Below are 16,713 nucleotides of genomic sequence, written 5' to 3'. Positions count from 1 at the left end.
CGGCAGGTCAAGCGGCCGTCCGGGCGACACACGGGCCACCGGATCTCACTAGCCTTGGGCCATGACTACGGCTCTGATTACGGGATCGACCGCCGGTATCGGCGCGGCCTTCGCCCGGCGGCTCGCCGGTGACGGCCACAACCTGATCCTGGTGGCACGGAACACCGAGCGGCTGCGGGAGCAGGCGACCGAACTGCACGACCGGCACGGCATCGAGGCGGAGGTCCTGACCGCGGACCTCGCGACCGACGAGGGCATCGCCGCCGTCGAGAAGCGGCTCTCGGACCGCAGGAACGCGGTCGACCTGCTGGTGAACAACGCCGGGTTCGGCAACAAGGGCCGGTACCTGGAGGTGCCGATCGAGGACGAGCTGACGATGCTCAAGGTGCACTGCGAGGCGGTGCTCCGGCTGACGTCGGCGGCGACCGCCTCGATGCGGGAGCGGGGCCGGGGCGGGGTCGTCAACGTCGCCTCGGTGGCGGCGTTCGTGCCGCGCGGGACGTACGGCGCGTCCAAGGCGTGGGTCGTGCAGTTCACGCAGGGCGCGGCGAAGGACCTGGCCGGGTCCGGGGTGCGGCTGATGGCCCTGTGCCCCGGTTTCGTACGGACCGAGTTCCACGAGCGGGCCGGGATGGGGACGTCGAACATCCCCAAGTGGATGTGGCTCGACGCGGACAAGCTGGTCGCGGCGGCCCTCGACGACCTGGCCCGCGGCAAGTCCCTCTCCATCCCGGACCCGCGCTACAAGGCGCTGATGGGAGTGGTGAAGGTGACCCCGAGGGCGCTGCTGGGCGGAGTGACATCCCGTACCGGCCGCAAGTACGGCCCGCAGTAGACGCACGACAGGAGCGCCCCGCAAGGGGCGCGGAACTGCGCGACAAGCCACGACGGGCCCGCGCGCCAGGACGCACGGAGGCCCGGCACCCCACTGCGGGGTACCGGGCCTCCGGTTCAGCTCAGCGGCAGCGCGTCAGTGCGAGTGACCGTGACCGCCGTGACCGGCGTCGGCCTCTTCCTCGGCCGGCTTCTCGACGACCAGGGTCTCGGTCGTCAGGAGCAGCGACGCGATGGAGGCGGCGTTCTCCAGGGCGGAGCGGGTGACCTTGACCGGGTCGATGACGCCGGCCTTGACCAGGTCGCCGTACTCACCGGTCGCGGCGTTGAAGCCGAAGCCCTTGTCGAGCTCGGCGACCTTCGAGGTGATGACGTAGCCCTCGAGGCCGGCGTTCTCGGCGATCCAGCGCAGCGGCTCGACGGCGGCGCGGCGGACGACGGCCACACCGGTGGCCTCGTCGCCGTCCTTGCCGAGGTTGCCCTCGAGGACCTTGACGGCGTGCACCAGAGCGGAGCCACCACCGGAGACGATGCCCTCCTCGACCGCGGCGCGGGTCGCGGAGATGGCGTCCTCCAGACGGTGCTTCTTCTCCTTGAGCTCCACCTCGGTGGCGGCGCCGACCTTGATGACGCACACGCCGCCGGCCAGCTTCGCGAGGCGCTCCTGGAGCTTCTCGCGGTCCCAGTCGGAGTCCGTGGCCTCGATCTCGGCCTTGATCTGGTTGACGCGGCCCTGCACCTCGGAGGCGTCGCCGCCGCCGTCGACGACGGTGGTGTCGTCCTTGGTGACGGTCACGCGGCGCGCGGTGCCGAGCACGTCGAGGCCGACCTGGTCGAGCTTGAGGCCGACCTCTTCGGCGATGACGGTGCCGCCCGTTAGGGTGGCGAGGTCACCGAGCATGGCCTTGCGGCGGTCGCCGAAGCCGGGAGCCTTCACCGCGACGGCGTTGAAGGTGCCGCGGATCTTGTTCACGACCAGGGTCGACAGGGCCTCGCCCTCGACGTCCTCGGCGATGATCAGGAGCGGCTTCGAGGCGTTGGTCTGGATGACCTTCTCGAGCAGCGGCAGGAGGTCCTGGATGGAGGAGATCTTGCCCTGGTGGATCAGGATGTACGGGTCGTCGAGGACGGCCTCCATACGCTCCTGGTCGGACACCATGTACGGGGACAGGTAGCCCTTGTCGAAGGCCATGCCCTCGGTGAAGTCGAGCTCCAGACCGAAGGTGTTGGACTCCTCGACGGTGATGACACCGTCCTTGCCGACCTTGTCCATCGCCTCGGCGATGAGCTCGCCGACCTGCGGGTCCTGGGCGGACAGACCGGCGACGGCCGCGATGTCGGCCTTGTCGTCGATCGGGCGCGCGGTCGCGAGAAGCTCGTCGGACACGGCCTTGACGGCCGCGTCGATGCCCTTCTTCAGGGCGGCCGGGGAGGCACCGGCGGCTACGTTGCGCAGGCCTTCCTTGACCAGGGCCTGGGCGAGGACCGTCGCGGTGGTGGTGCCGTCACCCGCGATGTCGTTGGTCTTGGTCGCCACCTCCTTGACGAGCTGCGCGCCGAGGTTCTCGTACGGGTCCTCGACCTCGACCTCGCGGGCGATGGTGACGCCGTCGTTGGTGATGGTGGGAGCGCCGAACTTCTTGTCGATGACGACGTTGCGGCCGCGGGGGCCGATCGTCACCTTGACCGTGTCGGCAAGCTTGTTGACGCCGCGCTCGAGGGCGCGACGGGCGTCCTCGTCGAACTTCAGGATCTTCGCCATGGGAGCGGTTCAGCCCTCTCGAAAAATCGGGTTCAAACGAACTGCGCCCCTCGCCGCCCGGCAATCAGCAGCGGGGTGACCAGGGGCGCAACTCAAAAGCAATACTGGTGAAGCAGGTGAATTACTTCTCGACGATCGCGAGCACGTCGCGAGCCGAGAGGACGAGGTACTCGTCGCCGTTGTACTTCACCTCGGTGCCGCCGTACTTGCTGTACAGCACGACATCGCCGACCTTCACGTCGAGCGGCAGGCGCTCGCCGTTCTCGAAGCGGCCCGGGCCCACGGCGAGGACAGCACCCTCCTGGGGCTTCTCCTTCGCGGTGTCCGGAATGACCAGGCCAGAGGCCGTGGTCTGCTCGGCGTCGAGCGGCTGGACCACAATGCGGTCCTCGAGCGGCTTGATGGCAACCTTGGAGCTGGCGGTCGTCACGATCCGGTCTCCCCCTTCGGAGATCTACGGGGTTAACAGTCTGGGGTGGCGACCAGGTGGATCCGTCGTCGCGGGTGCCGGACCTGCCCGTCGCTGTTGGCACTCTCCATTGGTGAGTGCCAGGGCCGAGACTAGGACGACGATTAGCACTCGGTCAAGCGGAGTGCCAATTCGCTGACGCGGGTCTTATTTCGGCGGGGTGCGTTCCGGTGCCGCGGAGGCCGCATCGCGCCCCTCCGGGCAACGCGTCTCCGCGGTGGGGGGTTCCGTCTCCGTCCCCTTGTCCCGCCCGGATTCCGGGGGTCCCGCGGGCGGGGCCGTGGCCGCCCGCCGCGCCTCGCGGAGCGCCTGCCCGCAGCGGTCGGCGGCCGGTTTCCGCTCGGGGACCTTTTCCGCCGCCTTTCTGCCCAGACGCTCGATCGGGTCGACCGACTGCGCGCACCCGGTGAGCAGCGCGGGCGCGAGCACGCCCGCCGCGAGGGCCGCGGCGAGGGAGCGGCGCGCCCGCGCCCGCCCGGTCACAGGTAGTCCTCCAGCCTGGCCACCGCGTACCCCTTGTCGGTGACCGTCTTCATGACCTTGCGGACCATGTCGGGCATCGTGCCCTTCCAGTCCTCGCGCCCCCGGAAGTGCGTGAGGATGATGTCGCCGGGATGCAGGTCCCGGTCCCACTCGCGCCACTCCATGTGGTCGGCGAAGGCCTCGGACGCCCACAGCGGCACGGCCTTGATCCCGCAGGACTTGGCGGCCCGCAGCGTGTCCGCGTTGTAGTTGCCGTACGGCGGGCGGAAGAGCTCGGGCCGCTTGCCGTAGCGCTTCTGGATGACGTCCTGCATCCCGCAGATCTCGCGGCGCTGACCGGCGTACGAAAGCCCCGGCAGGTAGCGGTGGTTGAGGGTGTGGTTGTTCAGCGAGACCCCACGGGACTGCATCTTCTTGAAGTAGCCGTAGTCCTCCTTGACCAGGTAGTCGCTGAGGAAGGCGGTGTACGGGATCTGTAGCTCGCCCATCATCTTGAGCAGCGCCGGGTCCTTCTCGGCGCCGTCGTCGATGGTCAGGAAGACGACCTTCTCCTTGGTGGGGACGGTCGTGAAGACGGGCGGCAGCGCGGCCTGCCCCTTGACCTCGAACCCCTTGCGGGTGGTGATCCCCGGCTTCTTGGCCGGCGCGGGCGGCGCGGCCAGCGGAGGCTTCGCCAGGCCCCAGCGCTTCGCGGCGGCGGCGCGGGCGACCTGGGCGACGCGGAGCTTCTGGGCGTAGGAGTCGAGGGCGCGCGCGGGCGGCGCGTCCAGGCGCTGCTGACCGGGGGCGGGCTTGGCCGCGCCGTCAGCGCCCGAAGCGCAGCCGGAGGCGATCGCGGCCACGACGAGCACGGCCGCTCCGGTCCGCACCCGCCCCCGGATCTGCCCTCTTGGGCCGAATTTGTCGTTTTGTCGTACTAGTTGCATGGCGCCGGATCTTTGCAGCTCAAAGCCCCGCCGACGGGCCGACACCGCCGCCGGACGCGCACCATCCACCGACTGGCCCACAATGGGCCGGGTGAACGACCTCGACCGCGCCTCGACCGCCCTGACCTCCTTCTCCGCGCTGCTCACCCCCGAAGGCCGGTCCCTGCTCGACCTCGACGAGGTCCGGGAGGCCGACCCGGCCAGGGAGCTGGCCGTCGCCACCCGGCTGCGCCGCGACCACCCGGCGGAGCTGGTCACGGCGGTGCTCGCACAGGCACGGCTGCGGCGGCGGGCGGCGGCGAAGTTCGGCGCCGAGGACGCGGGCCGGATGTTCTTCACGCCGAACGGCGTCGAGCAGGCCACCCGCACGAGCGTGGCCGTGCACCGCGCGGAGCGTTTCCAGGCCCTCGGGGTACGCGCCGTGGCCGATCTCTGCTGCGGCATCGGCGGGGACGCGATCGCCCTGGCCCGGGCCGGTGTCGCCGTCCTCGCGGTCGACCGCGACCCGCTGACCTGCGCGGTGGCGCGCGCGAACGCGGACGCCCTGGGGCTCGCGGACCTCATCGAGGTGCGCGAGGCCGACGTCACCGAGGTCGACACGTCCGCGTACGACGCCGTCTTCGTGGACCCGGCGCGGCGCGGCGGCCGGGGCCGCATCTTCGACCCCGAGGCCTACTCCCCGCCCCTCTCGTGGGCCGTAGAGGCCGCCCGCAAGGCCCCGCACGCGGCGCTGAAGATCGCTCCCGGCATCCCGCACGAGGCGGTGCCCGCCGACGCCGCGGCGGAGTGGATCTCGGACGGCGGAGACGTGAAGGAGGCCGTGCTGTGGTTCGGCACCGACACGCCGTCCTCGCACCGCGCGACCCTGCTGCCCTCGGGCGCCTCCCTGTGGTCCCCGCTCGACGCGATGCTGCCGGACCCGCGGGTGCGGACGGTGGGGCGCTATCTGTACGAGCCGGACGGCGCCGTCATCCGCGCGCATCTGGTGGCGGAGGTGGCCGCGCGGGTGGCGGGCGGCCTGATCGACGAGACCATCGCGTACGTCACCTCCGACGCCCCGCACGCGACGCCCTACGCCACGGCGTACGAGATCACCGATCAGCTGCCCTTCGGCGTGAAGAAGCTCAAGGCGGTGCTGCGGGAGCGGGAGGTCGGGATCCTGACGGTGAAGAAGCGCGGGTCGGCGATGGAACCGGAGGAGCTGCGCAAGAAGGTGAAGCCGCAGGGCAAGAACGCGGCGACGGTCTTCCTCACCCGGGTGGCGGGCGCGCCGGCGATGCTGATCGGGCGGCCGGTGGCGGGCCCCTGAACGGGGTCTTGAGCACCGTCGCTCACCGGCTCCGCCGCGTCCGTCCTCACCCGTCGGACGGACCACAGGCTTCGGCTCTGCCGCACAGCAGCTCCCGCTCCCGCGCGTTCCGCGTGAGCCCCGCCGCCCGCTCGAACTCCGCCCGCGCCTCCGCCGCACGCCCCAGCCGCAGCAGCAGATCGCCCCGCACGCTCGGCAGCAAGTGGTAGTCCTTCAGGGCGGGTTCGTCCGCGAGGGCGTCCACCAAGGGCAGCGCGTGGGCCGGGCCCGAGGCCATCGAGACGGCCACCGCGCGGTTCAGCTCGACCACCGGTGACGGGGCGCGGGCGGCGAGGAGTTCGTACAGGGCGACGATCCGGGGCCAGTCCGTCGCCTCGTACGACGGGGCGTTCGCGTGGCAGGCGGCGATCGCGGCCTGGAGTTCGTACGGGCCCGGCGCGCCCGGAGCCACCGAGCGGGCCCGGGCGAGCGCGGCGAAGCCCCGCCGGATCAGCGGCAGGTTCCAGTGCCGCCGGTCCTGGCCGGCGAGGAGCACCGGCTCGCCCTGCGGTCCCGTCCGCGCCCCCGCACGGGACGCCTGGAGTTCCAGCAGCGCCGCCAGGCCCTGCACCTCGGCCTCACGCGGCATCAGACCGGCGAGCACGCGGGCGAGCCGCAGGGCGTCCTCGCACAAGGAGGGGCGCAGCCATTGGTCGCCCGCCGTGGCCGCGTACCCCTCGTTGAAGATGAGGTAAATGACCTCGAGCACCGACCCGAGCCGGGCCTCGCGCTCGGCCCCGTACGGCACTTCGAAGGGCACGGCCCTGGCGGCGAGGGTGCGCTTGGCGCGGACGACGCGCTGGGCGACCGTCGCCTCGGGGACCAGCATCGCGCGGGCGATCTCCGGGGTCGACAGACCGCCGAGCAGCCGCAGCGTGAGCGCGATGCGGGCCTCGGCGGAGAGCACCGGGTGGCAGGCGGTGAAGACGAGGCGCAGGAGGTCGTCGTCGATGTCGTCGGGGTCGGCGGGCTCGTCGACGTGCGGCGGCGCCGCCTCCAGGTCGCGGCCCATCTCCGCCAGCTTGCGCGCGTAGCGCTCCCTGCGGCGCACGAGGTCGATGGCGCGGCGCTTGGCGGCGGTCGTCAGCCAGGCGCCCGGGTTGTCGGGGACGCCGGTGCGCGGCCACTGCTCCAGCGCGGCGACCATCGCGTCCTGCGCGAGTTCTTCCGCGATGCCCACGTCGCGCACGATCCGTGCGACTCCCGCGATCAGGCGCGGGGACTCCATCCGGAAGACGGTCTCGATGGCGCCGCGGGACGCGTCCGGGCGCTCCCGGCGAGGGGGCTCTGAGGAGTGGGCCGTCACGGCCACCCATCAGAGCACCCCCACGGTGGCGCCGCAAAGGCCGGCGCCGGCCGCGTCAGCCCTCGATGATCTCCCGGACCTCCGCCGTCACGGTCCACTGCTCGTCGTGGGTCTTCAGGAAGCGGCTCGCCCACTCGACGGCCTCGGCCCGGTCCTTGCACTGCGTGATCGAGTAGCCGCCGACGACCTCCTTGGCCTCGGTGAACGGGCCGTCCGTGACGGACAGGCGGCCGTCCTTCCAGTACACCTGGGTGGTCTGGGCGCTCGGCGTGAGGCCCGCGGTGTCGAGCATGACCCCGGCCTTGGTGATCTCCTCCAGGAGGGCGCCCATGCGCTCGCCCATCTCGGGGCTGGGGCCGCCCTCGGGGGAGTTCTTCTCGTCGACGCGGATCATCGTGAGGAAGCGCGGCATGTCAGGTCCCTTCGGCTGTCGCGCGACCCCGCGGGCCACGCGACGGGCGGGGCCGTTCCCCGCCTCTCACCCCTGCGTCGAACGGGAGACACCCGAATCGACACGCGCTCCGGAATTCCTCGGAATTTCTTTCGGAGCGGCGCGTCACCCCGGCCGGCCAGGGCCCTCAGCCCAGGCCGACCGACTCGAAGCGCCAGCGGTGCACCGCCCGGGTCACCAGCTCGGGCGGAGGCTCGGGGAGTTCGGGCAGAGGCGTGTCGAGGGGCGCGTCCCACCAGGTCAGGACCAGGACGCGGTCCTGTGGGGCGCGGAAGGTCTCGCGGCGGGCCGGAGCGGGGTCCAGGACCTGTTCCCGCGCCCACGCCAGGAGGTCCTCGCCCCGCCCGTCGGCGGCGCGGGCCTCCCACATCAGCGTGGCGGTCACGAGTACAGGTTCTCCTTGCTGACCTCGTGCACGTGGTCGTGGGAGTGCGCGTGATCGTGGGCGTGCGCGTGGCCCGGCACGTGCGGCTCCGTCACCGGGAGCGAGGAGTCCGCCGAGAGGTCCCAGTCGGAGGCCGAGCGGTTGCGCGCCACCATCTCCGCGCCCAGGGCGGCCACCATCGCGCCGTTGTCGGTGCACAGCTTCGGCCGCGGGACCCGCAACCGGATCCCGGCCGCCTCGCACCGCTCCTGGGCGAGCGCGCGCAGCCGGGTGTTGGCGGCCACGCCACCGCCGATCATCAGGTGGTCCACGCCCTCGTCCTTGCAGGCCCGCACGGCCTTGCGGGTCAGCACGTCGACGACCGCCTCCTGGAAGGACGCCGCCACGTCACGGACGGGGACGTCCTCGCCCGCGGCCCGCTTGGCCTCGATCCAGCGCGCGACGGCCGTCTTCAGACCGGAGAAGGAGAAGTCGTACGCGGCGTCGCGCGGCCCGGTGAGGCCGCGCGGGAACGCGATCGCCCGCGGGTCGCCCTCCTTGGCGTACCGGTCGATGACGGGGCCGCCGGGGAAGCCCAGGTCGAGCACGCGCGCGATCTTGTCGAAGGCCTCGCCCGCCGCGTCGTCGATGGTCGCGCCGAGCGGCCGCACGTCCGAGGTGATGTCGGTGGAGAGCAGCAGCGAGGAGTGGCCGCCGGAGACGAGCAGCGCCATCGTCGGCTCGGGCAGCGCGCCGTGCTCCAGCTGGTCCACGCAGATGTGCGAGGCCAGGTGGTTCACGCCGTACAGCGGCTTGCCGAGCGCGTACGCGTACGCCTTGGCCGCCGAGACGCCCACGAGCAGCGCGCCCGCGAGGCCGGGGCCCGCGGTCACCGCGATGCCGTCGAGGTCGGAGGCGGCGACGCCCGCCTCCTTCAGCGCGCGGTCGATGGTCGGCACCATCGCCTCCAGGTGCGCGCGCGAGGCGACCTCGGGCACGACGCCGCCGAAGCGCGCGTGCTCGTCGACGCTGGAGGCGATGGCGTCGGCGAGCAGGGTGGTGCCGCGGACGATGCCGACGCCGGTCTCGTCGCAGGAGGTCTCGATGCCGAGGACGAGAGGTTGGTCGCGCGAGTCAGCCATGGGTGTCGGATCCTTGTACGGAAGATGATGGATCGGTCAGGCGCATGACGAGGGCGTCCACGTTGCCCGGCTGGTAGTAGCCGCGCCTGAAGCCGATGGGCTCGAAACCGAAGCGTTCGTACAGCTTCTGCGCCCGGGTGTTGTCGACCCGCACCTCGAGCATGACCTCGGCGCACTCGAAGGCCGTGGCCGCGCACAGCAGGTCGGTCAGGAGCCGGGAGCCGAGCCCCGTGCCCCAGTGGCTCGGGGCCACGGCGATGGTCTGCACGTCGGCCTGGTCGCCGGCCGAGGCGAGTCCGGCGTACCCGACGAGGCGGTCCCCGTCCGTCGCGACCACATAGCGGCGGGTGGCCGTGGGGCCGCGCGCGTGGGACAGCTCGGACCAGAACATGCCGCGCGACCAGGCGTCGTCCGGGAAGAGTTCCTTCTCGAGGACGAAGACCGGCTCGATGTCCCACCAGCGCATCTCGCGCAGGACGACTGTCGTCACGGATGTCACTTGGGGGTGACCACCTTGTAGTTCTTGGGGACCTGCGCGTCGGGCCGCCGCAGGTACAGCGGCCTGGGGGCCGCCAGCTCCTCGCCCGCGGCCAGCCGCTCTGCGGCGAGCGAGGCGAGCGAGGCCGCCGAGACGTGCTCGGGGGCGCGGGCGTCCGGGAAGGTCTCGGGGTGGAGCACCGCGCCGGCGCCGACGGCGGGCAGGCCCGCCACCTCGTCGGCGATGTCGGCGGGGCGGTCCACGGCGGCCTCGGTGAGGCGGGTGCGCGGGTCCGCGTACCGCGCCCAGTAGACCTCCTTGCGCCGCGCGTCCGTGGCGACGACGAAGGGACCGCCCTCGACGCCGGACTCGTACGCGAGGCCGTCCAGCGTGCACACCCCGTGCACCGGCACGCCGAGCACGAGGCCGAACGTGTCGGCGGTCATCAGGCCGACCCGCAGGCCGGTGTACGGGCCGGGGCCCACGCCGACGACGATGCCGGTCACGGCGTCGAGCCCGAGCCCCGCCTCGGCGAGCACCCGGTCGACGGCGGGCAGCAGCAGCTCGCCGTGGCGGCGGGCGTCCACCTGGCTGGAGGCTGCGACGACGGACGAGCCGTCGTGCAGGGCGACGGTGACGGCGGGGGTGGCGGTATCCAGAGCGAGCAAGAGCACGCGAATAGCCTACGGCTCCGACGCCCGGAGCACGGCCGACCGGGGATGCCGCACACCTGCTGCTACCGTCACCCCATAGCCGTACGGAGTACGAAGAGGGTGGCGCAGGTGTCCAGGAGCAGCTCGGGATTCGTGGCCGGGCTCACCGCCGCTGCGCTCGCCGCGGTCGGCTTCCTCGCTTTCCAGGCATCGGCCAACGCGCCGGACACCCTGGGCAAGAAACCGGACACGTCCCCCTCCGCGTCGGCCACCCGCTCCCCCAAGGAGAAGGCCGACCCGAAGACCGTCCCGGCGCAGTCCGGCACGGGCGAGCGGGTCGTCTACTCGGTGGGCGAGGACCGCGTGTGGCTGGTCGACGCCGGCGGCAAGGCGCAGCGCACCTTCAAGGTCACGCCGAGCACGGTGGACCCGGTCCCGGGCACGTACGCCGTCACCTCGCGCTCGGGCACCGTCACCGGAACGGATGGCGTGGCGATCGAGCACGTCGTGCGCTTCGCGAGCGTGGACGGGATCGCGATCGGCTTCAGCGCGGCGGTGGACGGCTCCACGCCGAAGCCCGATCCGTCGAAGAAGACCGGCGGCATCCGCGAGTCGCGCAAGGACGGCAACGCGATGTGGGAGTTCGCGACGATCAGCAAGAAGGTCGTCGTCGTTCCGTAGCCGCCTCACCCCGGGGCGCCGGGTCGCGCGGCGGCGTGGAGACCGCGCTCGCGGCGGCGCAGGACGCCAGCAGATCGCGCATGGAGACCCCCGATGGATCCGTGGGCCCCGGCAGTGCGTGCGGCCGCGCCTTGGCGTCGCGTTCTGAAGCCGACATGGATGCCTCCTGGGCTCCGGGGGCAGACGTGGTTAGGTAGACCTAACCCGTACTGGCATCCATGTGACCACGCGCGACGCACGCCGCGCAACATCTTGCCGACGGCTTGTCGGAATGTTGGGCGAAAAGACGAGGATCAGGCCGAAAGCAGCGTCAGGTCGGCCTGCGCCCACCGCTCGCCGACCCCGGTCAGCGTCACTTCGCGCACCTCGTCCGTCGTGTCGCCGACGGTCCGGTCGATGACGACGCGCAGCCGGTCGTCCGACAGCTCCTCGACCTTGCCGTCGCCCCACTCCACGACGATCACCGATTCGGGCAGCGAGACGTCGAGGTCGAGGTCCTCCATCTCGTCGAGACCGCCGCCCAGGCGGTACGCGTCCACGTGCACCAGGGGCGGGCCGTCGGAGAGGGACGGGTGGACGCGGGCGATGACGAAGGTCGGCGAGGTGACGGCGCCGCGCACGCCGAGGCCTTCACCCAGGCCGCGGGTCAGGGTCGTCTTGCCGGCGCCCAGCTCGCCGGTGAGCATCACGAGGTCGCCGGGGCGCAGCAGTTTGGCCAGGCGGCGGCCCAGGTCGCCCATCTGCTCGGGCGAGGTGACGGTGATGCCGAGGGTGTTCACGGGGGCCGGGTTGTGCGGTGCTTCCATGCCCACCCACGTTAGCCGCTGGACGTCCGTGCGTCGGCCGCCGCGGGAACCGCCCCCGCCCGCACGAGAAGGTCCGCGAGGCGGTCCGTGACGGCCTCGGGGTGCTCCAGCATCGCCAGGTGGCCGGCGTCCGGGACGAGCACGAGCTCGGCGTCCGGCAGCAGATCGGCGATGACCTCGCTGTGCGCGCTCGGCGTCACCAGGTCCTTGTCCCCGGCCAGGACCAGCACCGGAAGCCCGGCGAAGTGCTTCAGCGCCTCCGTCTTGTCGTGCTCGGCGAACGCCGGATAGAACTCGGCGACCACGTCGATGGGGGTCGCCTCGATCATCCGTTCGGCGAACCGCGCGATCGCCGGGTCCACCTCCCGCGACGAGAACGAATAGCGCTTGATGACGCCGGCGAAGAGGTCCGCGGTGGCCCGCCGCCCCTTCTCCACCAGCTCGGCCTGCGAGCCGAGCGCCTTCAGGACCCCCGGCAGCACCCGCCGCACGGCGTTCATCCCGGCGACCGGGAGGCCGAAGTTGACCTCGCCGAGCCGCCCGGACGAGGTGCCCACCAGGGCGACGCCCGCGACGCGTTCGCGGATCAGCGCCGGGAAGTGGTCGGCGAGAGCCATCGTCGTCATGCCGCCCATGGAGTGCCCGACCAGGACCAGCGGGCCCTCGGGCGCCGCCGCGTCGATGACGGCCTTCAGGTCCCGGCCCAGCTGGTCGATGGAGACCGGCGTCCCGTCCGTCTGCGCCACGCCGCGCCCCGAACGGCCGTGGCTGCGCTGGTCCCAGTACACACAGCGCACGACCCCCCGCAGGGCCGCCCGCTGGAAGTGCCAGGAGTCCATGCTCAGGCAGTACCCATGGCTGAAGACCACGGTGACGGGAGCGGGCGTCCTGCGCCCGAAGAGCCTGCGGCGGCGCGGTGCCTGGGCGCTGTCCGGCTCCACCTCGTCCACCTCGTACGACAGCTCGGTGCCGTCGTCGGCGTACGCCTGGCCGGGCTGGCCGCGCAGCGAGCCGTACGGCCCGGACGCGTCGAGCGCCAGGCGCGCCTTCTTGCGCATGCCGCGGCCGACCGTCAGCCGCTCGATGGCGACACCCGCCGCCGCGCCCGCGGCGACGACGCCTATCGCGGCACCGGCGAAACCGGCCCTGCGCCAGTTGCCGGCCGCCGCCGCGACCTCCGTCACCGCCTCCGCGGCCGCCCCCGTGCTGGTCTCGCTCACGTGCCGCTCCTCCTCGAACGCCGTCCGCTTCCCGCCGTGCCGGTCACTCGTTCACATAGACGCGCGGGACACGCGATCCGATGCGGGTGACGATTTCGTACGCGATGGTGCCGGCCGCCTGTGCCCAGTCCTCCGCGGTGGGTTCGCCCCCGTCGCCGGGGCCGAACAGGACCGCTTCGGAGCCCACCGCCGGCTCGTCACCGCCGAGGTCGACCACGAACTGGTCCATCGCCACCCGCCCGGCGACCGTCCGCAGCTTGCCGCCGACGAGCACCGGACCCGTGCCGGACGCGTGGCGCGGCACCCCGTCCCCGTACCCGACCGGAACCAGTCCAAGGGTCGTCTCGCCCGGTGTGACGTAGTGATGCCCGTAACTCACGCCGTGACCCCCCGGGGCGTGCTTCACGAGGGCGAGCGAGGCGCTGACCCGCATGACGGGCCGCAGCCCGAACTCCTCCGGGGTGCCGACCTCGGGGCTGGGCGAGATGCCGTACATCGCGATCCCGGGGCGTACGAGATCGAAGTGGGTCTCCGGGAGCGTGAGCGTGCCGGGCGAGTTGGCGATGTGGCGCACCTCGGGGCGGATGCCCCGCTCCTCGGCCGCCGCGATCATCTCGCGGAACAGGGCCAGTTGGGCCGCGATGGAGGGGTGGCCCGGCTCGTCGGCGCAGGCGAAGTGCGACCAGATGCCGGTGACGCGCACCAGGCCCTCGGCCTCGGCCTGGCGCGCCTGCGAGACCAGCTCGGGCCAGTCGGCGGGCATGCAGCCGTTGCGTCCGAGTCCGGTGTCGGCCTTGAGCTGGACACGGGCCGGGCGCCCCACGGACCGCGCGGCGGCGGCCACTTCGCGCAGCGCCCACATCCCGCTCACCGACATGTCGAGGTCGGCCTCGACACCCTCGCGCCAGGGCCCGCCCGGGGTCCACAGCCAGCACATGAGGCGGCCCCCGATCCCGGCGGCCCGCAGCGCGAGGGCCTCCTCGGGGGTCGCGGTGCCCACCCAGGTGGCCCCCGCCTCGACGGCGGCACGGGCGCAGGGCACCATCCCGTGGCCGTACGCGTCCGCCTTCACGACGGCCATGAAGGCGGCTCCTGGCGCGTGGGCACGCAAAGTCCGCACGTTGGCCCGGAGGGCGGCCAGATCGATCTCGGCGCGGGCACGCAAAGGTGCGGTCTCAGTCATAACGCCGACCAGTGTCTCAGAGCCCGCTGACACCCTGGCAGCCGCGCGCCTCAGGTGCCGGGCCTGCGTCCCCACGCGTAGACCCGGTCGCCCTTGTGGAGCGTCTTCCACAGGGCGCGCGCGTCGTCGAGGCGCATGTTCACGCAGCCGCGGGAGCCGGGCGGACCGTAGATGTTGCCGTAGATGGCGTGGAAGGCCTGCCCGCCGTCGAAGAACTGGCTGTACGGCATGGGGGTCTCGTAGATCGACGACCAGTGGTTCTTGTGCTTCCAGTAGATCTTGTGCCAGCCGGTGCGGGTCGCGTACCCGGCGCGTCCGCTGCGGATCGGCACCGGCCCGAGGAGCGTCTTCTTGCCCTTCTGCACCCACATCAGCTGCCGGGGCAGATCGACGCAGGCGAGGCGGTACGCGCGCGTGGGGCACTTCTTCGCGGCGTTGGGTGACGTGCGGGCGGAGATGAGGCGCATCCGGGCCCAGGTGACGGGTCCGGCGAAGCCGATGGCGGGCCGGATGCCTTCCTTCTGCTGGAAGGCGCGGATGGCCCGGCAGTCCTTGGGCGACTGCCTGCCGTCGACGGTGAGCTTGAGCCAGCGCTCGACCTGCCGCTGGTGGGGGCCCGTGCTCTTGGTGCAGCGGGCGGCGGCCGCCTTGGTCTGCACCTCGCCGGGCGGCACGTACTCGATGAGCTGCTCGCCCACGGCGTCAGCCGGCTCGATGGCGTCCTCTTCGGCGCTGGGGGTGTAGACGTGCGGCGCGAGGTCCTGGTCGGGGGTGTCCCGCTGCCAGGGGTGGCGCGGGGGCAGCGGGACTCCGGGGACCAGCCGGGCGGCGGGGGCCGCGGGGCTCGGTGGCGTGGGGTCAGCGAAGGCGGGGGCCGCCGGGAGGGCGGCGGCCAGCGCGAGCAGCACGGCGAGGCCGCGCTGAGCTGTCTTACTGATCATGTGATGAGCGAACCCCGCGGTTACGCGGGTCCGGCTGCGCCGCGCTGAGGGGTCACCCGAAGGAGCGTCGCACCGGCCGGGGGGGCCTTGTCGGGGCCCCTGCCTACTTGCCCCGCAGCTTCCCGGGACCGAACAGGCCTCTTCCGCCCACCCGCCCGATCACCCCGCATCCGCCCCTCAGCGAACAGACCGCATCCGCCCACGACGCCCGGCCCCTAGTCCCCCCGCACATCCCGCCAAGCCGCCGGAATCGCCTCCGCCACGTCGTGCGCACCCACCGGCGCCCCGTCCGCCGCATGGCGCCCCGCGAGGCCGTGCAGATACGCGCCCACGGACCCCGCGTCCCGAGCCCCGAGCCCCGCCGCGAGCAACGCACCGGCCAGGCCCGACAGGACGTCCCCGCTGCCCGCCGTGGCGAGCCACGGCGTGCCCGTGGGGTTGACCCGGACGGCGCCCTCCCGCCCCGCCACCAGCGTCGTGGAGCCCTTGAGCAGCACCGTCGCCCCGTACCGCCCCGCCAGCTCCCGCACGGCCGCCATACGCCCCCGCTCGACCTCGTCGCGCGCCACGCCAAGCAGCGCGGCCGCCTCCCCCGCGTGCGGCGTCAGCAACGTGGGCGCGGCCCGGCCCCGCACGGCCCCGGCGTCGGCGAGGCGCAGCCCGTCCGCGTCGATCAGCACGGGCACCTCCGCGGCCACCACCTCCGCGAGCCGCCCGGCGTCGTCCCCCAGCCCCGGCCCCGCCACCCAGGCCTGCACGCGCCCCGCCTTGGACGGCGGCCCCGCGGACACGAGGGTCTCCGGGAAGCGGGCGATGACGGCGTCCGCCGCGTCCCCCACGTACCGCACGGCCCCCGCCCCGCCCCGCAGCGCACCGGCCACGGCGAGCACGGCCGCTCCGGGGTACCGGGCGGACCCGGCGACGATCCCCACGACGCCCCGCCGGTACTTGTCGCTCTCCCCGGTCGGCATCGGCAGGAGCGAGGCCACATCCGCGTACTGGAACGCCTCGACCTCACCGCCGGCCGCCCCGGCGGCGCCCGGCTCCAGCCCGATGTCGACGAGCCGCACCACCCCCGCGTACTCCCGCCCGGGATCGATCAGGAGCCCCGGCTTGTACGCCCCGAAGGTCACCGTCACGTCGGCGCGCACGGCCTCGCCGACGACCACCCCGCTGTCCGCGTCGACCCCGCTCGGCAGATCGACGGCGACCACGGGGGTCCCCAAAGCCCGTACCGCACCGGCCAGTCGGGCGGCGGGCTCTCGCAGCGCGCCCTTCCCCCCGATGCCCACGATCCCGTCGACGACCAGATCCGCACGGCCCAGGACCCCCTCGGCGCCCTCGCCGGCCACCACGCGCCCCCCGGCCGCGCGGAAGGCGGCAAGCCCGCCCCCGTGCACCCGTTCGGGCGAGAGCAGCACCGCGGACACACCCGCCCCGCGCCGGGCCAGCCGCGCCCCGGCGTACAGCGCGTCGCCGCCGTTGTCCCCGCCGCCCACCAGGAGCACGACCCGCGAGCCGTACACCTTGCCGAGCACCTCGGCGCAGACCACCGCGAGCCCCGCCGCGGCCCGCTGCATCAGGGCCCCTTCCGGCACCCGCGCCATCAGTTCCCGCTCGGCTGCCCTGACCGTCTCCACCGGATACGCAGTACGCATGCCCCCGA

General features: G+C 73.0%; 17 protein-coding genes and 1 pseudogene. 3 read left to right on the top strand and 15 right to left on the bottom strand.

Annotated elements, in window-relative coordinates; genetic code table 11:
- The first annotated feature begins 61 nt into the window (after nucleotides 1–61).
- Nucleotides 62–835 carry an SDR family NAD(P)-dependent oxidoreductase gene (locus QBL25_RS24970; protein ID WP_409059201.1) on the top strand — a complete coding sequence of 258 codons (774 nt, stop codon included), beginning with the start codon at nucleotides 62–64 and terminating at the stop codon, nucleotides 833–835.
- A gap of 135 nt (nucleotides 836–970) precedes the next feature.
- On the opposite strand, the gene groL is transcribed toward QBL25_RS24970, so the two are convergent.
- The 4 genes from groL to QBL25_RS24950 form a co-directional block, all read right to left on the bottom strand.
- Nucleotides 971–2,596: a chaperonin GroEL gene (gene groL, locus QBL25_RS24965; RefSeq protein ID WP_409059200.1), complete on the bottom strand. Its 1,626-nt coding sequence runs from the start codon at nucleotides 2,594–2,596 to the stop codon at nucleotides 971–973.
- Between the two features lie 121 nt (nucleotides 2,597–2,717).
- A complete protein-coding gene (gene groES, locus QBL25_RS24960) occupies nucleotides 2,718–3,026 on the bottom strand; it encodes a co-chaperone GroES (RefSeq protein ID WP_006347174.1) in 309 nt (102 codons plus the stop codon).
- A 186-nt stretch (nucleotides 3,027–3,212) separates the two neighbouring features.
- Nucleotides 3,213–3,548: a hypothetical protein gene (locus QBL25_RS24955; protein ID WP_409059199.1), complete on the bottom strand. Its 336-nt coding sequence runs from the start codon at nucleotides 3,546–3,548 to the stop codon at nucleotides 3,213–3,215.
- Complete coding sequence (locus QBL25_RS24950; protein WP_409059198.1) at nucleotides 3,545–4,474, bottom strand: polysaccharide deacetylase family protein; 930 nt, start codon at nucleotides 4,472–4,474, stop codon at nucleotides 3,545–3,547. Before QBL25_RS24950 ends, QBL25_RS24955 begins: the two co-directional genes overlap by 4 nt.
- An 82-nt stretch (nucleotides 4,475–4,556) precedes the next feature.
- Between QBL25_RS24950 and QBL25_RS24945 the strand changes: the two genes are divergently transcribed.
- A complete protein-coding gene (locus QBL25_RS24945; protein ID WP_409059197.1) occupies nucleotides 4,557–5,783 on the top strand; it encodes a THUMP-like domain-containing protein in 1,227 nt (408 codons plus the stop codon).
- Nucleotides 5,784–5,829: 46 nt separating this feature from the next.
- Here QBL25_RS24945 and QBL25_RS24940 read toward each other — a convergent pair whose 3' ends face one another.
- The 6 genes from QBL25_RS24940 to tsaB form a co-directional block, all read right to left on the bottom strand.
- Nucleotides 5,830–7,128 carry an RNA polymerase sigma factor gene (locus QBL25_RS24940; protein WP_409059196.1) on the bottom strand — a complete coding sequence of 433 codons (1,299 nt, stop codon included), beginning with the start codon at nucleotides 7,126–7,128 and terminating at the stop codon, nucleotides 5,830–5,832.
- A 55-nt stretch (nucleotides 7,129–7,183) separates the two neighbouring features.
- Entirely contained in the window at nucleotides 7,184–7,540 is a 357-nt protein-coding gene (locus tag QBL25_RS24935) for a YciI family protein (RefSeq protein WP_409059195.1), read from the bottom strand.
- Between the two features lie 166 nt (nucleotides 7,541–7,706).
- On the bottom strand, nucleotides 7,707–7,964 hold the full coding sequence (locus tag QBL25_RS24930; protein WP_409059194.1) for a hypothetical protein: 258 nt from the start codon (nucleotides 7,962–7,964) through the stop codon (nucleotides 7,707–7,709).
- A complete protein-coding gene (gene tsaD / locus QBL25_RS24925) occupies nucleotides 7,961–9,085 on the bottom strand; it encodes a tRNA (adenosine(37)-N6)-threonylcarbamoyltransferase complex transferase subunit TsaD (protein ID WP_409059193.1) in 1,125 nt (374 codons plus the stop codon). The genes QBL25_RS24930 and tsaD overlap by 4 nt, the downstream gene beginning before the upstream one ends.
- Nucleotides 9,078–9,551: a ribosomal protein S18-alanine N-acetyltransferase gene (gene rimI, locus QBL25_RS24920; RefSeq protein WP_409062764.1), complete on the bottom strand. Its 474-nt coding sequence runs from the start codon at nucleotides 9,549–9,551 to the stop codon at nucleotides 9,078–9,080. The genes tsaD and rimI overlap by 8 nt, the downstream gene beginning before the upstream one ends.
- A 29-nt stretch (nucleotides 9,552–9,580) precedes the next feature.
- The gene (gene tsaB / locus QBL25_RS24915) at nucleotides 9,581–10,237 is read right to left on the bottom strand and encodes a tRNA (adenosine(37)-N6)-threonylcarbamoyltransferase complex dimerization subunit type 1 TsaB (RefSeq protein ID WP_409059192.1); all 657 of its coding nucleotides are present in this window, start codon (nucleotides 10,235–10,237) and stop codon (nucleotides 9,581–9,583) included.
- 108 nt (nucleotides 10,238–10,345) lie between these two features.
- On the opposite strand from tsaB, the gene QBL25_RS24910 reads away from it, so the two are divergent.
- A complete protein-coding gene (locus tag QBL25_RS24910) occupies nucleotides 10,346–10,897 on the top strand; it encodes a hypothetical protein (RefSeq protein ID WP_409059191.1) in 552 nt (183 codons plus the stop codon).
- Between the two features lie 293 nt (nucleotides 10,898–11,190).
- On the opposite strand, the gene tsaE is transcribed toward QBL25_RS24910, so the two are convergent.
- The 5 genes and pseudogenes from tsaE to QBL25_RS24885 form a co-directional block, all read right to left on the bottom strand.
- Nucleotides 11,191–11,703: a tRNA (adenosine(37)-N6)-threonylcarbamoyltransferase complex ATPase subunit type 1 TsaE gene (tsaE, locus tag QBL25_RS24905; protein WP_409059190.1), complete on the bottom strand. Its 513-nt coding sequence runs from the start codon at nucleotides 11,701–11,703 to the stop codon at nucleotides 11,191–11,193.
- Nucleotides 11,681–12,923: pseudogene (locus tag QBL25_RS24900) on the bottom strand (alpha/beta fold hydrolase); the annotation flags it as partial. The pseudogene QBL25_RS24900 and the gene tsaE, both read right to left, overlap by 23 nt.
- Before the next feature lie 43 nt (nucleotides 12,924–12,966).
- The gene (gene alr / locus QBL25_RS24895; protein WP_409059189.1) at nucleotides 12,967–14,106 is read right to left on the bottom strand and encodes an alanine racemase; all 1,140 of its coding nucleotides are present in this window, start codon (nucleotides 14,104–14,106) and stop codon (nucleotides 12,967–12,969) included.
- Nucleotides 14,107–14,156: 50 nt separating this feature from the next.
- On the bottom strand, nucleotides 14,157–15,047 hold the full coding sequence (locus QBL25_RS24890) for a L,D-transpeptidase family protein (protein WP_409059188.1): 891 nt from the start codon (nucleotides 15,045–15,047) through the stop codon (nucleotides 14,157–14,159).
- Nucleotides 15,048–15,262: 215 nt separating this feature from the next.
- Nucleotides 15,263–16,705 carry an NAD(P)H-hydrate dehydratase gene (locus QBL25_RS24885; RefSeq protein WP_409059187.1) on the bottom strand — a complete coding sequence of 481 codons (1,443 nt, stop codon included), beginning with the start codon at nucleotides 16,703–16,705 and terminating at the stop codon, nucleotides 15,263–15,265.
- Between the last annotated feature and the right edge of the window lie 8 nt (nucleotides 16,706–16,713).

Source organism: Streptomyces sp. SYP-A7185 (genome assembly GCF_046103685.1).
Taxonomy (GTDB): domain Bacteria; phylum Actinomycetota; class Actinomycetes; order Streptomycetales; family Streptomycetaceae; genus Streptomyces.
Note: the sequence above shows the minus strand (reverse complement) of the source record. Positions and strands in the feature narration are given on the sequence as shown.

Coding starts and splice junctions, on each gene's coding strand:
- QBL25_RS24970 (WP_409059201.1), top strand. CDS start 62: ATGACTACGGCTCTGATTACGGGATCGACCGCCGGTATCGGCGCGGCC.
- QBL25_RS24935 (WP_409059195.1), bottom strand. CDS start 7,540: ATGCCGCGCTTCCTCACGATGATCCGCGTCGACGAGAAGAACTCCCCC.
- QBL25_RS24945 (WP_409059197.1), top strand. CDS start 4,557: ATGGGCCGGGTGAACGACCTCGACCGCGCCTCGACCGCCCTGACCTCC.
- QBL25_RS24890 (WP_409059188.1), bottom strand. CDS start 15,047: ATGATCAGTAAGACAGCTCAGCGCGGCCTCGCCGTGCTGCTCGCGCTG.
- QBL25_RS24950 (WP_409059198.1), bottom strand. CDS start 4,474: ATGCAACTAGTACGACAAAACGACAAATTCGGCCCAAGAGGGCAGATC.
- alr (WP_409059189.1), bottom strand. CDS start 14,106: ATGACTGAGACCGCACCTTTGCGTGCCCGCGCCGAGATCGATCTGGCC.
- tsaE (WP_409059190.1), bottom strand. CDS start 11,703: ATGGAAGCACCGCACAACCCGGCCCCCGTGAACACCCTCGGCATCACC.
- groL (WP_409059200.1), bottom strand. CDS start 2,596: ATGGCGAAGATCCTGAAGTTCGACGAGGACGCCCGTCGCGCCCTCGAG.
- QBL25_RS24885 (WP_409059187.1), bottom strand. CDS start 16,705: ATGCGTACTGCGTATCCGGTGGAGACGGTCAGGGCAGCCGAGCGGGAA.
- rimI (WP_409062764.1), bottom strand. CDS start 9,551: ATGCGCTGGTGGGACATCGAGCCGGTCTTCGTCCTCGAGAAGGAACTC.
- tsaD (WP_409059193.1), bottom strand. CDS start 9,085: ATGGCTGACTCGCGCGACCAACCTCTCGTCCTCGGCATCGAGACCTCC.